Source organism: Mycobacterium sp. 852002-51971_SCH5477799-a (assembly GCF_001667145.1).
Classification (GTDB): Bacteria; Actinomycetota; Actinomycetes; order Mycobacteriales; family Mycobacteriaceae; genus Mycobacterium.
Genome location: NZ_LZIF01000096.1, coordinates 12,406 through 27,144 on the forward strand (window position 1 = coordinate 12,406; position 14,739 = coordinate 27,144).

The 14,739-nt window shown below is 68.0% G+C and carries 14 protein-coding genes; 6 read left to right on the forward strand and 8 right to left on the reverse strand.

Annotation, left to right across the window (positions count from 1 at the left end; genetic code table 11):
* Positions 1 to 57: 57 nt before the first annotated feature.
* From A5753_RS13740 to mca, 3 genes are read right to left on the reverse strand one after another with little or no spacing between them, the layout of a single operon-like run.
* On the reverse strand, positions 58 to 2,097 hold the full coding sequence (locus tag A5753_RS13740; protein ID WP_067128655.1) for a thioredoxin domain-containing protein: 2,040 nt from the start codon (positions 2,095 to 2,097) through the stop codon (positions 58 to 60).
* On the reverse strand, positions 2,084 to 2,386 hold the full coding sequence (locus A5753_RS13745) for a hypothetical protein (RefSeq protein ID WP_067128658.1): 303 nt from the start codon (positions 2,384 to 2,386) through the stop codon (positions 2,084 to 2,086). Before A5753_RS13745 ends, A5753_RS13740 begins: the two co-directional genes overlap by 14 nt.
* Positions 2,383 to 3,255 (reverse strand): mycothiol conjugate amidase Mca, encoded by an 873-nt coding sequence (gene mca, locus A5753_RS13750; RefSeq protein ID WP_067128661.1) that lies wholly within the window; start codon positions 3,253 to 3,255, stop codon positions 2,383 to 2,385. The genes A5753_RS13745 and mca overlap by 4 nt, the downstream gene beginning before the upstream one ends.
* A gap of 112 nt (positions 3,256 to 3,367) precedes the next feature.
* Between mca and A5753_RS13755 the strand changes: the two genes are divergently transcribed.
* Positions 3,368 to 3,802 carry a DUF4307 domain-containing protein gene (locus A5753_RS13755; protein WP_067128663.1) on the forward strand — a complete coding sequence of 145 codons (435 nt, stop codon included), beginning with the start codon at positions 3,368 to 3,370 and terminating at the stop codon, positions 3,800 to 3,802.
* Positions 3,803 to 4,023: 221 nt separating this feature from the next.
* A complete protein-coding gene (gene greA, locus A5753_RS13760; protein WP_067128665.1) occupies positions 4,024 to 4,518 on the forward strand; it encodes a transcription elongation factor GreA in 495 nt (164 codons plus the stop codon).
* Positions 4,519 to 4,627: 109 nt separating this feature from the next.
* Here the strand turns inward: greA and A5753_RS13765 are convergent, their stop codons facing one another.
* The 4 genes from A5753_RS13765 to A5753_RS13780 all read right to left on the reverse strand — a co-directional run bounded on the left by A5753_RS13765 (position 4,628) and on the right by A5753_RS13780 (position 9,166).
* A complete protein-coding gene (locus tag A5753_RS13765) occupies positions 4,628 to 5,794 on the reverse strand; it encodes a cystathionine gamma-synthase (RefSeq protein WP_067128668.1) in 1,167 nt (388 codons plus the stop codon).
* An 11-nt stretch (positions 5,795 to 5,805) separates the two neighbouring features.
* Positions 5,806 to 6,540: an RDD family protein gene (locus tag A5753_RS13770; protein WP_067128671.1), complete on the reverse strand. Its 735-nt coding sequence runs from the start codon at positions 6,538 to 6,540 to the stop codon at positions 5,806 to 5,808.
* Positions 6,541 to 6,627: 87 nt separating this feature from the next.
* Positions 6,628 to 8,034, reverse strand: coding sequence for a cystathionine beta-synthase (locus A5753_RS13775; RefSeq protein ID WP_067128674.1), 1,407 nt, complete (start codon positions 8,032 to 8,034; stop codon positions 6,628 to 6,630).
* A 64-nt stretch (positions 8,035 to 8,098) separates the two neighbouring features.
* Complete coding sequence (locus A5753_RS13780) at positions 8,099 to 9,166, reverse strand: alpha/beta hydrolase (RefSeq protein WP_067128677.1); 1,068 nt, start codon at positions 9,164 to 9,166, stop codon at positions 8,099 to 8,101.
* Between the two features lie 243 nt (positions 9,167 to 9,409).
* On the opposite strand from A5753_RS13780, the gene A5753_RS13785 reads away from it, so the two are divergent.
* Together A5753_RS13785 and A5753_RS13790 are read left to right on the forward strand one after the other, a co-directional pair.
* Positions 9,410 to 10,372, forward strand: a complete 963-nt coding sequence (locus tag A5753_RS13785) for an SGNH/GDSL hydrolase family protein (RefSeq protein ID WP_156656101.1) — start codon at positions 9,410 to 9,412, stop codon at positions 10,370 to 10,372.
* A gap of 93 nt (positions 10,373 to 10,465) precedes the next feature.
* Positions 10,466 to 11,683, forward strand: coding sequence for an acetyl-CoA C-acetyltransferase (locus A5753_RS13790; protein ID WP_067128683.1), 1,218 nt, complete (start codon positions 10,466 to 10,468; stop codon positions 11,681 to 11,683).
* A 137-nt stretch (positions 11,684 to 11,820) separates the two neighbouring features.
* On the opposite strand, the gene A5753_RS13795 is transcribed toward A5753_RS13790, so the two are convergent.
* On the reverse strand, positions 11,821 to 12,678 hold the full coding sequence (locus tag A5753_RS13795; RefSeq protein ID WP_067128686.1) for a Bax inhibitor-1/YccA family protein: 858 nt from the start codon (positions 12,676 to 12,678) through the stop codon (positions 11,821 to 11,823).
* A 226-nt stretch (positions 12,679 to 12,904) separates the two neighbouring features.
* Between A5753_RS13795 and A5753_RS13800 the strand changes: the two genes are divergently transcribed.
* Entirely contained in the window at positions 12,905 to 13,942 is a 1,038-nt protein-coding gene (locus A5753_RS13800; RefSeq protein ID WP_067128689.1) for an enoyl-CoA hydratase/isomerase family protein, read from the forward strand.
* Positions 13,943 to 13,956: 14 nt separating this feature from the next.
* Positions 13,957 to 14,739, forward strand: a complete 783-nt coding sequence (locus A5753_RS13805; protein ID WP_067128692.1) for an enoyl-CoA hydratase — start codon at positions 13,957 to 13,959, stop codon at positions 14,737 to 14,739.

Here is a 14,739-nt window from a genome sequence, read left to right on the forward strand (position 1 = left end):
GCTAGTGGTGATCGCCAGCGCGGCGCAGCCGGGCGCTGCGGGTCGCCACCATCGGCTTCAGTGACCCGCAACACCCAGGGCGGCGGCCAGTTCGGTTGCGCCGGTCACCGGCAGGTCGCAGACCTGGCCGCGGCACACGTAGGCGGCGTCGGCGCCGCCCACCCGGGGCCGGCCGGCCAGCAGCGCCGACGAATCCGCCTCCCCGCCCACCACGATCGCCCCGCCGGGTGCCAGCCGTCGCGCGTCGGCCAACAGCGTCGAGGCCGACGGGTCGCACGCGACCGCGATCTGCAGCGGTCCGCGCACCGCCGCTTCCGCGACGGCCAGCCAATGCCCGGCCGACCGCGGCGCGCGTTCCAGCAGCACCGAGTGCGCGCCAAGCGATTCGGTGACCGCCCGCAGATACCGCTGGGCACGGTCACCGTCGACCAGGTGCGCGGCGGTCAGCAGCGCCTCGGTGATCGACGAGGCTCCCGACGGAGTCGCGCCGTCCAGCGGGTCGGCCGGCCGAAGCATTAACCGCTCGGCGTCGTCGGCGGTGTCGAACCAGCGGCCGGGTTGCGCCCGATCGGCGAAGCGCGCCAACGCGGTGTCCAGCAGATCGGTTGCCGCCGTCAGCCAGATCGCCTCGGCGGTCAGCTGATACAGCGCGAGCAGACCGGTGGCCAGCATCGCGTGGTCCTCGAGGATGGCAACGCTGTCGCCGACCACGCCGTCCAGGCTGGCGCGTCGCAACCGGCCATCGACCACATGCAGATCCAGCAGCGCCCGCGCGCAGCGCCGCGCGGCTTCAACCAGTTCGGGCTCGTCCAGCGCCACGCTGGCCTCAGCCAACGCGGTGATCGCCAGGCCATTCCACGAGGTGACGACCTTGTCGTCACGCCCGGGCTGGACCCGGGCGCGGCGGGCCGTCAGCAGCGCGGCACGCACGCGTTCCAGCCGCTGCGGATCCTCCGCGTCGACGGGTTGGGGGCCCCTCCCGCTCGCGGGGGCCTGCAGCACCGAGGTGCCGTGCTCGAACGTACCGCTCTCGGTGACCGCGAAAACGCTTGCCGCCCAGGGGCCGTCGTCGGGTCCGAGCACCTCGGTCAGTTGCGCCGGCGTCCACACATAGGTCGAACCCTCGCGGCCGTCGGCGTCGGCGTCCAGCGACGAGGTGAACATGGCACCGTCGGCCAACTCGACGAGCAGGAACCGGGCGGTCGCCGCGGTGACCCGGCGCGCCAGCGGGTCCGCGGTGCGCCGGGCCCAGTGCGCGTAGGCGCGCAGCAACAGTGCGTTGTCGTACAGCATCTTCTCGAAATGCGGTACCACCCAGGCGTTGTCGACGCTGTAGCGGGCGAAGCCGCCGCCCAGCTGGTCGTAGATGCCGCCGCGGGCCATCGCGTTGCCGGTGTGTGCCACCGCCGTAAGCGCATCCGGAGAGCCGGTGCGCTCGAAGTGGCGCAGCAGCGCCTCGAGCAACGCCGACGGCGGGAACTTGGGCGCACCGCCGAACCCGCCGTGCACCGCGTCGCGGTCCTCGAGCAGCGTGGCGACGGCGTGGTCGCACAGCTCCGGCGCTATCGGAGGACCACCGCCCGGCAGACCGGACGAGAGCCTGCGCAACTCGCCGGCGATATGGTCGGAGGCCTCCTCGACCTCGCCACGACGCTCCCGCCAGGTCGCGGATACAGCCGAAAGAAGTTGCAGGAAACCTTCTTTCGGATAGTAGGTGCCACAGAAGAAGGGACGCCCGTCCGGAGTGAGGAAACACGTCATCGGCCAGCCGCCGTGCCCGGTGAGGGCGACTGTGGCGTTCATGTAGACCGCGTCGATGTCCGGGCGTTCCTCACGGTCGACCTTGATGCAGACGAATCCGGCGTTCATCGCGGCGGCCACTTCGCCGTCGTCAAATGATTCGTGGGCCATGACGTGACACCAGTGGCACGCGGCGTAGCCGACGGACAGCAGAATGGGCACGTCGCGTTCGGCGGCAACGGCCAGCGCCTCGGGGGTCCACTGCTGCCAATGCACCGGATTGTCGGCGTGCTGGCGCAGATACGGGCTGGTCGCCAGCCCAAGGGTATTCGTGGAAGCGGGGTCAGCCGGGCTCATCGTCGGACCCCGGGGCTCGCGGCGAGCCGTCCGCCTCATCGCCGTTGTCCCGGTCGACCGCGTCAGTGCCTTCGTCGGCGGCCTGGTCCGGTTCGGGGTGCTTGGGATCAAACGTTTCCGGCACCTTCTTCAACTGCCGGTTCATCGAACGCAACAGAAACAGCGTGCTGATCAACAGCAGCACGATGATCAGCAGACCGATCGGGCTGGCCTTGCCGAAATCGGGGCCGGTGTGGCGCGGCGGGCCGTCGGCTTGCCAGCCGGCGGCGACGAGAAACAGGTGATTCACTCGTCGCTCTCGATTCCGGCGAACAGGTCGTCCTCGGGTAGCCGGACCGGAACCCGCGACCGCGCCAACTCGAATTCTTCAGTGGGCCAGAGCCGTTGCTGCCATTCGATGGGAGCGGCAAAGAAGTCGTGGTCGGGGTCGATCTGCGTGGTGTGCGCCCGCAGCGCGTCGTCGCGCTGGCTGAAGTACGCCGAGCACTCGACGCGCGTGGTCACCCGGGACTCGAACGGATCGTGCTTGGCGTCCCAGTGCTCGAGCCACTTCTTGAACGGGGGTTCTTGGCCGTGCTTGACGGCTTCGTCGTGCAACAACTGCATTCGCGCGCGCAGGAAGCCGTGGTTGTAGTACAGCTTGGACACCGTCCACGGCTCGCCGGCGTCGGCGAAGCGCCGATAATCGCCGGCCGCCTCGAACGCGCCGACCGAAACCTGATGACAGCGAATGTGATCGGGGTGGGGATAACCGCCGTTTTCGTCGTAGGTGGTCATCACGTGCGGGCGGAATTCACGGACCACGCGCACCAGCGCCTCGACCGACTCCTCCAGCGGCACCAGCGCGAAACAGCCCTCGGGCAACGGCGGCAGCGGGTCGCCCTGGGGTAATCCGGAGTCGACGAAACCCAGCCAGGTGTGTTCCACGCCGAGTATCTCGGCGGCCTTGGCCATCTCGTCGCGGCGGATTTCGGCGATGTGTCCGTGCACCTCGGGCAGGTCCATCGCCGGGTTGAGGATGTCGCCGCGCTCACCGCCGGTCAACGTCACCACCAGCACCCGATGACCCTCGTCGGCGTAACGGGCCAGCGTGGCCGCGCCCTTGCTGGACTCGTCGTCGGGGTGGGCGTGCACCGCCATCAACCGCAATTCGCTCACGTGCCCCCTTGTCAGTCTGGTGGTCGCCCGGTCTGACCCTATAATTCCAGTTTCGAGTTCGTTGCATGCTGTCGGCCGGTGCCGGGCAGCCGACAACCAGGCACAACCAGCTATGACCGACACCCCGATCGCGCGTCCCGAGGCCCGCTATGGGCGCTCCCGGCTGTCTCGTATCCCCCGGCGGTGGGTGATCGTCACGCTGGGCGTGCTGGTAGTCATGGCCGGGCTCGTCGTCGCTCTCATCGGTTATCACCGGTTCGGCACCAGTGACGTCAAAGGGACGATGGCCGGCTACCGGGTGATCGACGACCAGACGGCGTCGATAACGATCAGCGTGACGCGATCGGATCCGTCGCGGCCGGTGGACTGCATCGTGCGGGTCCGCTCGCAGGACGGCAGCGAGACGGGCCGACGAGAGCTGCTGGTACCGCCGTCGGACGCGCCCACCGTGCAGGTGACGACGACGGTGAAATCTTTCGAACCGCCGGTGGTGGCCGACATCTATGGCTGCGGCACCGATGTGCCCGCGTACCTGCGCCCTGCGTGACCCCTTAATCCGCGATCGAACTGCGAATATGGGGTCATCAATTGTTTGCACGGTGGTAACATGGATTAATACACGGTTCCGGCTGGGACCGTGTTGCTGCATTAGCGGCCTGAGCAAAACGGAGCGGCAGCACACGGGGCGGGACGCGCATACGTCGGGAGCGGCGGAGCCGACAGGACTCAACGCGAACTCGCGCAACAACATACGAGGAGCACGACGAGATGACGGACACCTCCGTTACCTGGCTTACCCAGGAGTCACACGACCGACTCAAGGCCGAGCTCGATCACTTGATTGCGAATCGTCCGGTCATCGCCGCGGAGATCAACGACCGCCGCGAGGAAGGCGACCTGCGCGAGAACGGTGGCTACCACGCCGCCCGCGAAGAGCAGGGTCAGCAGGAAGCGCGCATCCGCCAGCTGCAGGACCTGTTGAACAACGCGAAGGTCGGCGAGGCGCCTAAGCAGTCCGGCGTCGCGCTGCCGGGCTCGGTGGTGAAGGTCTGCTACAACGACGACGAGTCCGACACGGAAACCTTCCTGATCGCCACCCGCCAGGAGGGCGTCAACGACGGCAAGCTCGAGGTGTACTCGCCGAACTCACCGCTGGGCGGCGCCCTGATCGACGCCAAGGTGGGCGAGACCCGCAGCTACACCGTGCCCAACGGCAACACGGTGAAGGTGAAGCTGCTCAGCGCGGAGCCCTACCACTCGTAACCGACCTCGTTTCGGCGAGCGCCCGGCTGGCCGGGCGCGTCAGCACGTGTGCCCCGCTAACCGGGCATCCGCGTCGCGAGGCGACTAGCCCCCGAGGGTGGCGGCCCGCTTAGCCCAGCGCCCGATCGAGATCAGCCAGTAGGTCGGCGATGTCCTCGATGCCGACCGACAGGCGCACCAGATCGTCGGGGACTTCCAATTGCGACCCGGCAGTCGAGGCATGCGTCATGGCGCTGGGATGCTCGATCAGCGACTCGACCCCGCCCAGCGATTCCGCCAGGATGAACACCTTGGTCTTGGCGCACAGATCGCGGGCGGCGTCGCGGCCGCCGCGCATGCGCACCGACACCATCCCGCCGAAGCCGCGCATCTGCCGCGCGGCGATTTCATGTCCGGGGTGTGATCGCAGTCCGGGGTATAGCACCGTGCTCACCGCGCGATGGCCGGCGAGGAAATCGGCTACGGCCGAGGCGTTTTCGCTGTGCCGCTGCATGCGCAGCACCAACGTCTTCAGGCCGCGCATGGTCAGGTAGGCGTCGAACGGGCCCGGCACCGCGCCGGTCCCGTTCTGCAGGAAGGCGAACGCCTCGTCCAGCTCCTGGTCGTCGGTGACCAACGCACCGCCCACGACATCGGAGTGCCCGCCGATGTATTTGGTGGTGGAGTGCAGCACGATGTCGGCGCCCAGTGTCAACGGCTGCTGCAGCGCGGGCGAGGCAAAAGTATTGTCCACCAACACTTTCGCCGAATTCTGCTTGCCCAGTTCGGCCAGGGCGGCGATGTCGGCGATGGACAGCAGCGGATTGGTCGGGGTTTCCGCCCAGATCAACCGGGTCCGCGGCGTGATCGCGGCGGCGACGGCGTCCAACTCATGCAGCGCCACCGGTGTGTATTCGACGTTCCACTGGGTGAAGACCTTGTCGATCAATCGAAAGGTGCCACCATAGGCATCGTTCGGGATCACCACGTGGTCGCCGGGCCGCAGCACCGCCCGCAACGCGCAGTCGGTGGCGGCCATGCCCGAACCGAAGGCTCGCGCATAGGCGCCGTCTTCGACGGCGGCCAGCGCCGCTTCCAGTGCGGCCCGGGTCGGGTTGCCGGTGCGCGCGTATTCGTACCCGCCGCGCAGCGAGCCCACGCCGTCCTGGGCGAAGGTGCTGCTGGCGTAGATCGGGGCGTTCACCGCGCCGGTCGCCGGGTCCGGCCGATAGCCGGCGTGAATCGCTTTGGTGGCCAGTCCGGTGAACTCGGGATGTCTGCTGGGGTCGTCGCTCATCGACGATCAGCCTAGGTGACGGCGGGCCTCTCGGCCCCGTCGATCGGCAAGCACACCGTCGTCATGATCTTGTCCGCCAGCGTTTGACGCTTCGAATCCCACAGCGGGAAAAGGAAACCGATGAAGCAGATGATCGCGTCGACGAAGTGCGCCAGCGAGCGCAGCACCGACATTCCGAAGCCGATGGGCCGGCCGGTGACCTCGCTGAGCACCTGAAACTTGAGCACCGATTTGCCGATGCTCGAGCCGGTCGTGCCCTGGCGGTAGCCGAAATTCCAGATCAGATAGAACAGCCCGATTATCGAAGCCAGCCACTGCGCCACCATGCCGGTGGTCGAGTTCTGCGTCGCGCAGTACTGGTTGACGGAGTATTGCGTGACGTCGGTGATGCAGGCGGTTTGTTGGGTGGCGACCAGGATCGCGGTGCCGATGCCGTGCACGACGACGTACGGGAGGATGTCGATGACGAAGGCCAGCGCGCGGGTGAGCCAAGGCGTGTAGTCCTGGGTCGGCAGGGTGCGGATCGCCGGTCCCGGTGGCGGCGGCGCGTATCCCCCGGCCGACGGTGGGGGCGGCGGGTAAGACCCGCAGGGCGGTGGCGGAGGCGGCGGCGGATAGGACCCGCCGGTGACCGTCTGCGGAGGCGGGGTCTCCTGCCCGCCCGAGGGCGGCTGCTGACCACCCGAGGGCCCGGGCGCCGCGGGAGGTGACGGCTCAGCGCCGCCGGGCGGCGGTTGATCGGTCATGGGCAACCTTCCACTCACGTCCAGCCGAACTAGGCCGAAACAGTACCCGAGCGCGTCGCGGCCGGGCGAGATGCGCGGCGCCGCGGACTACCGGCGCCCGGACAGCCCCCGAGGGCCGTCGGAGAGGAAACCCAGCAAGTCATAGCGGGTGATCACCCCGACCGGTTTGCCTTCCTCGACCACCATCAATGCGTCCCAATCGCGCAGCGCCTTGCCGGCCGCGCTGACGGACTCTCCTGCACCGATCATCGGCAACGGCGGGCTCATGTGCTGAGCGACGGCGTCGGCCAATTTCGCTCGGCCCTCGAAGACTGCGGACAGCAGTTCGCGTTCGGAGACGCTGCCGGCGACCTCCCCCGCCATCACCGGGGGCTCGGCGCCAACCACCGGCATCTGGGACACGCCGTACTCGCGCAGGATGCCGATCGCGTCGCGCACCGTTTCGGACGGGTGGGTGTGCACCAGGTCGGGCAGCTCGCCGGACTTGCGGCGCAGCACGTCGCCGACCCTGGACTGGTCGGTCGAGCCGTCGAGGCGGCTGCGCAGGAACCCGTACGACGACATCCAGGCGTCGTTGAAGATCTTGGACATGTAGCCGCGCCCGCCGTCGGGCAGCAGCACCACCACGATCGAGTCGGGCCCGGCCTGCTCGGCGACCTTGAGCGCGGCGACCACCGCCATCCCGCACGACCCGCCGACCAGCATCGCCTCCTCGCGGGCCAGCCGCCGGGTCATGTCGAAGGAGTCGGAATCGGAAACGGCGATGACCTCGTCGGGCACTCCTGCGTCGTATGCCCGCGGCCAGAAGTCCTCGCCGACGCCCTCCACGAGGTAGGGCCGGCCGGTGCCGCCGGAATACACCGATCCCTCGGGGTCTGCGCCGATGATGCGCACCGCGCCGCCGGATACCTCTTTGAGGTAGCGGCCCGCGCCGGTGATCGTTCCGCCGGTGCCGATGCCGGCGACGAAGTGGGTGACCTTGCCGTCGGTGTCGGCCCAGATCTCCGGGCCGGTGGTGGCGTAGTGGCTGGCCGGGCCTTCCGGGTTGGCGTACTGGTCGGGCTTCCACGCGCCGTCGATCTCGGTGACCAGCCGGTCGGAGACGCTGTAATAGCTGTCCGGATGGTCGGGCGGCACGGCGGTCGGGCAGACGACGACCTCGGCGCCGTAGGCGATCAGCACGTTGCGCTTGTCCTCGCTGACCTTGTCGGGGCAGACGAACACGCACTTGTAGCCGCGGTGCTGGGCGACGAGGGCCAGCCCGACGCCGGTGTTGCCCGACGTGGGTTCGACGATGGTGCCGCCGGGCCGCAGCTGCCCGCCGGCTTCGGCGGCGTCGATCATCTTCACCGCGATCCGGTCCTTCGAGCTGCCGCCGGGATTGAGGTATTCGACCTTGGCCGCCACGATGCCGGCGCCGTCGGGGACGACGGAGTTCAGACGCACCAGCGGTGTACCGCCGATGAGGTCACTGATGTGCTGCGCGATCCGCATGCGTTCATCGTCTCAGGCGGTTTCGCGCGGCGCACGGCCACTCTCCGCGGAGCTTTGCGCGCGCCTACTCCGCGGCCTCGCGGATGTAGTCGCCGATCTGGCGCAACGAGCGCATGGCCTCGGGCACCATCGGCGCGGCCAGTTGGAAGTGGTGGACCTGTCCGGGCCATACCCGTACCTCGGCCGGCACGCCCACCGCGGCCAGCTTGCTCGCCGCCAGCCGTGCGTCGTGCAACAGGACCTCGGAGCCCGACACATGGATCAGCGTGCGCGGCAGGCCCGGCTTGATGTGCTCCAGCGGCTCGTAGATCTCTTCGGGCTTCCCGTCGACGATGTTCTTCGCGGCCGCGGCGGCCACCAGCTCGCCGAGCGCATCGAACGCCCCGGCCGTGAACATCGCATCCGTCTCGATGTTGGGGTGGGCCTGCTTGGGTTCCTTGGCAAGCTGCAGCAGCGGCGAGATCGCGACCAGCGCGGCGGGATCCTCGCCCTCCTGCTGCAGCCGCTGGGCCAGCGTGAGCGCCAGGTAGCCGCCCGCGGAGTCGCCGGCCAGCACGATCTGGTCCGGTTCGTATCCGCGCCGCCGCACCCACCGGTATGCGTCATGGCAGTCGTCGATCGCCATCCCCACCGAATTCTTCGGCAGCAGACGGTAATTGACCACCAGGATGGGCGAGTCGGCGAACTTGGAGAGGGCTTCGACCAGCCGGCCATGCGAATTCGCCCCGCAGGTCAGGAACGCACCGCCGTGCAGATAGACGATCACGCGGCGGCTACCGTCGGCGGGCAGCACCCCGGGCGCGCGCACCAGCTGCGCCGACGCGTGGGGCAGCTTCACCGTCTCGCGGACGGTGGCCGACGCCGGGATCAGCACCCGGGCCGTGAGATCGATGAGACCCCAGGGCCATGGCAGGTTGGGAACGTGGCTGCCGACGGACAGGATCGGCCGGATGGTCAGCCGCGAGGTGAGGTTCGCCAGTCGCGCGGCCACGCTGGGTCCCGACTCCAGGACCTCGACCGGGGCGCCGTCGCTGATGGCGAATTTGCGCGCCTGGGCTCGACGCGCTCTGAGGACGTCATGGGGCCAAACGGTATTTGCCGATAACCCCGATTCCTTACTAGGTGCGGTCATGCTCAACACTTCCTACGCCGTTGTAGTGCGATACAGCATGTGACGAGGAGCCCAAGCGTCTGGTTCAGCCGTTTGCCAGAGCGCTCAGCCAATCCCTTGTCCTCAGCTTGGCAGGCGTTGCTTAGTACAACGTATGAAATAGCTGATTTGATACCAGTTTTCCTTCGCACCGTGATCAGTTCGTTTTCCAGCGGGGCACGCAAACCTCGAAATCGCACTAAACTTGGGCGCGTGACCATGCGTGTGCCACGTCGTTCGGCAATCGCTCTGGCCACAGCAGGCGCGCTGGCCTCAACAGGAACCGCCTACCTGGGGGCACGGAGTTTGTTGGTCGGCCAGGCCACCCACGCGCGCACGATCATTCCGAAGTCATGGGACATCCCGCCCCGCGCCGACGGCGTGTACGTGCGCGGCGGCGGCCCGGTCCAGCGGTGGCACCGCGGCATGGCGGTCGACCAACACCTGATGATCTTCGGTGATTCGACCGCCGCCGGATACGGCTGCATGAGCGCCGACGAAGTCCCCGGCGTGCGGATCGCCCGGGGCCTGGCCGAGCAGACCGGGAAACGAATCCGGTTGAGCACCAAGGCGATCGTGGGCGCCACCTCCAAGGGCGTGTGCGGTCAGGTCGACGCGATGTTCGTCGCCGGCCCGCCGCCGGACATCGCGGTGATCATGGTCGGTGCCAACGACGTGACCGCGCTGAACGGCATCAGCCAGTCGGCTCAGCGGCTGGGGTTGACGGTCCGCAAGTTGCGCGCCCGCGGCGCCGTGGTGATCGGCGGCACCTGCCCGGACCTCGGGTTCATCAGCGCCATTCCGCAGCCGCTGCGGTCGCTGGCGCACGAGCGCTGCCTGCAGCTTGCCCGTGCCCAGACCGCGACGGTCCGGTCGGCCGGCGGTGTGCCGGTGCCGTTGGCGCAGCTGATGGCACCGCAATTCCGTGCCACCCCCGATGCGATGTTCTCCGCCGACGGCTTTCACCCCGCGGCACCCGCCTATGCGCTCGCGGCCGACGCGCTGCTGTTCGCCCTCTGCGATGCCCTGGGCGAGGAGGTGGAGCCACCGCCGCTGAGTTCGGCGGTGCTGCCAGCGGCGCCGGTACTCGGTCAGGGACACACCCGCACCAGCGTGATGTCGCGGCTGTGGCGGCGTCCGGCGCCCGGACCTGCCCCGTCTTCGTGCCCCGAGGTCGGCAGCGACTAGATTTGTTCTCGCACCTCGGCGTGGACCTCCCGCCCGGCGGTGAAGCGAGCCAGCCCCATCTGTGGGATCTGCAGGGATCTGAAGGGAACCACCATGCCTGAAGCCGTCATCGTCTCAACTGCTCGCTCGCCGATCGGCCGCGCGATGAAGGGGTCGCTGGTCAACATGCGCCCCGATGACCTGACCGTCCAGATCGTGCGCGCCGCCCTCGACAAGGTCCCCGCGCTGAACCCGCACCAGATCGACGACCTGATCCTGGGCTGCGGCCAGCCCGGCGGGGAATCCGGATTCAACCTGGCGCGGGTCGTCGCCGTCGAGCTCGGCTTCGACTTCCTGCCCGGCACCACCGTCAACCGGTATTGCTCGTCGTCGCTGCAGACCTCCCGGATGGCGTTCCACGCGATCAAGGCCGGTGAGGGCGACGCCTTCATTTCCGCGGGGGTGGAAACCGTGTCCCGCTTCGCCAAGGGCAGCGCCGACTCGTGGCCGGACACCAAGAACTCGCTATTCGATGAGGCCCAGGAGCGGTCGACCGCCGCGGCCCAGGGCGCCGAAGAGTGGCACGATCCCCGCGCCGACGACAACCTCCCCGACGTCTACATCGCCATGGGGCAGACGGCCGAAAACGTTGCGCTGCTGACCGGGATCAGCCGCGAAGACCAGGACCACTGGGGAGTGCGCAGCCAGAACCGCGCCGAGGAGGCGATCAAGAGCGGGTTCTTCGACCGCGAGATCACCCCGGTGACCCTGCCCGACGGCACCACCGTGAGCACCGACGACGGCCCGCGTCCCGGCACCACCTACGAGAAGATCAGCCAACTCAAGCCGGTGTTCCGCCCCAACGGCACGGTGACCGCGGGCAACGCGTGCCCGCTCAACGACGGCGCCGCCGCGGTGGTGATCACCAGCGACACGAAGGCCAAGGAACTGGGCCTGACTCCGCTGGCGCGCATCGTGTCCACCGGGGTCAGCGGCCTGTCCCCCGAGATCATGGGCCTGGGCCCGATCGAGGCGACCAAGAAGGCGCTGGCGCGCGCCAAGCTGTCGGTCAGCGACATCGACCTGTTCGAGATCAACGAGGCGTTCGCCGTCCAGGTGCTGGGTTCGGCGCGCGAGTTGGGCATCGACGAGGACAAGCTGAACGTGTCCGGTGGGGCGATCGCGCTCGGGCACCCGTTCGGCATGACTGGTGCACGCATCGCCACCACGCTGCTCAACAACCTGCAGACCCACGACAAGACGTTCGGTCTGGAGACCATGTGCGTCGGCGGCGGCCAGGGCATGGCGATGGTGATCGAGCGGCTGAGCTGACGTTTCGTTGCGTCGAGTGTCAAGCTGTGGCGGCGACACGCCGCATGTGCGCGCCGTAGCTTCACACTCGACGCAGGCTCACGACACGAAAAAACCGGCACGCCGAGGGGGCGTGCCGGTTTTTCTCTGTGGCAGAGCTAGTCGTTCTGCAGATAACTCAGCAGACGCAGGATCTCGATGTACAGCCAGACCAGCGTGACGGTCAGGCCCAGCGCGATGCCCCAGGCCGCCTTCTCCGGCGCGCCGGCGCGGACCATCTGGTCGGCCGCATCGAAGTCGATCAGGAAGCTGAACGCCGCGATCGCGATGCATACCAACGAGAAGATGATCGCCACCGTGCCGCCGCTGCGCAGGCCCAGGCCGGTGCCGCCGTTGACGTGGAACATCGCCAACACGAAGTTGCCGAGCATCAGGGCCAGCACGCCGAACATCGCGGCGACCAGCATGCGGGTGAACTTGGGCGTCACCCGGATGGCCCCGGTCTTGTAGACGACGAGCATGCCGAAGAACACCCCGAAGGTGCCCAGCACCGCCTCGCCGATCAGCGCGCCGGCGTTGGCGTTCGCCACCGAGAAGTGCGCGAAGACGAACGAGATGGCGCCCAGGACCAGGCCCTCGAGCACGGCGTAGCCCAGCACGATGCCGGGGTTGTCCTGCTTGCGGCCAAAGGTGGCCACCAGCACCAGGACCAGGCCGCCCAACCCGCCGACCAGGGCCAGCGGCATGGCCAGCGCCACATCGCGGGCGACCAGGAAGTAGGAGACCACGGCGGACATCGCCAGCACGGCCAGCGTGATGCCGGTCTTGGTGACGACGTCGTCGATGGTCAGCGGACGCGAAGCTTTGGCCTCCTGATACGGAGCCTGATACGGAGCCGCGTATGGGTCGGCCCCATAGCCATAGCCCTGCATCGGGGGCGCGCCAGTGCCGAATTGCGCGTATCCGCCCCTCTGCTTAGGCAGCGAACGAAATACCGGGTTGCTTGTCTCCCGCACCGTCGGATCCTCTCTAATCGGCTTCGAGCTGTGCGAACACAATCTCAACGATCGGCGTTGCACCCTGGTTCCCAGGGGGACCTGGGCGTTTTGCGGGCGTACACAGCCTTCGCCGTTGTCGTCGCGTTAAAGATAACCCTTACCCGCGGGTACGGCGCCGGTCGTGACGATCTAGATTTCTTCCTCGGGGCTGGACCAGCCTGGACCGCTTGAGGGAGGCGAGGGCGTGACCGACGAATCCGATGAGGTTCTGACCGAAGTCGAGGGAAGCGTCGGCTTGATCACGCTCAACCGGCCCAAGGCCATCAATTCGCTGAATCAGCAGATGGTGGACGCGCTGACCGCCATCCTCACCGGCTGGGCGGACGACGACGCGGTGCGCGCGGTCGTGCTCTCCGGCGCCGGCGAACGCGGACTGTGCGCCGGCGGTGACGTGGTCTCGATCTACCACAGCGCGCGCAAGGACGGGGCCCAGGCGCGACGCTTCTGGCGCGACGAATATCTGCTCAACGCGCAGATCGCCGAGTTTCCCAAGCCGTACGTGGCCCTGATGGACGGCATCGTGATGGGTGGTGGCGTCGGCGTCAGCGCCCACGCGAACACCCGCGTGGTCACCGATACCTCCAAGATCGCGATGCCCGAGGTCGGCATCGGCTTCATCCCCGACGTCGGCGGCGTCTACCTGCTGTCACGGGCTCCCGGCGGTCTGGGTCTGCATGCCGCGTTGACCGGGGCGCCGTTCTCCGGAGCCGACGCCATCGCCATGGGTTTCGCCGACCACTACGTCCCGCACGCCGACGTCGAGGCGTTCCGCCGCGCGGTGGTCACCGACGGCGTCGACAAGGCGCTCCATAAGTACGCCGTCGAACCGCCACCCAGTGAGCTTGCCGCGCAACGAAACTGGATAGACGAATGCTTCGCCGGCGACACCGTCGAGGACATCGTCGCCGCGCTGCGCGGCCACGACGGCGGGCCGGCCAACGATGCCGCCGACCTGATCGCCACCCGCTCGCCGATCGCGCTGTCGGTAACCCTGGAGGCGGTGCGCCGTGCCGCAAAACTCGAGACACTGAAAGACGTTCTGACCCAAGACTATCGGGTGTCCTCGGCGTCGCTGCGCTCACACGATCTGGTGGAGGGCATCCGCGCACAGCTCATCGACAAAGATCGCAATCCCAAGTGGTCACCGGCGCAGCTGCACGCGGTCACCGCGGCCGACGTCGACGCGTATTTCGCTCCGGTCGACGACGACTTGAATTTCTAGAAAGGCGGTTGTAGATGACGGAAGCAGACTACGAGACCATCCTCGTCGAACGCGAAGAGCGTGTCGGCATCATCACCCTGAACCGGCCAAAGGCCCTCAACGCGCTCAACACTCAGGTGATGAACGAAGTCACCCGCGCGGCAGCGGATTTCGACGACGATCCGGGCATCGGGGCGATCATCATCACCGGCTCGGCCAAGGCGTTCGCCGCCGGCGCCGACATCAAGGAGATGGCGGGGCTGACGTTCGCCGACGCCTTCGATGCCGACTTCTTCGCCCCGTGGAGCAAGCTCGCCGCGGTCCGTACCCCGACGATCGCCGCGGTGGCCGGGCACGCGCTGGGTGGCGGCTGCGAACTCGCCATGATGTGCGATGTGCTGATCGCCGCCGACACGGCGAAATTCGGCCAGCCCGAGATCAAACTCGGTGTGCTACCCGGCATGGGCGGCTCACAGCGGCTGACCCGCGCCATCGGCAAGGCCAAGGCCATGGACCTCATCCTGACCGGACGGACCATCGGCGCCGAGGAAGCCGAACGAAGCGGTCTGGTCTCGCGGGTGGTTCCGGCCGATGACCTGCTGACCGAGGCCAAGGCCGTCGCGACCACCATTTCGCAGATGTCGCGCTCGGCGTCCAGGATGGCCAAAGAGGCCGTCAACCGCGCTTTCGAGTCCACCCTGGCCGAGGGACTTCTGTACGAGCGCAGGTTGTTTCACTCGACTTTCGCGACCGAGGATCAGTCCGAAGGGATGGCGGCATTCGTCGAGAAGCGCCCGCCGAACTTCACCCACCGCTAG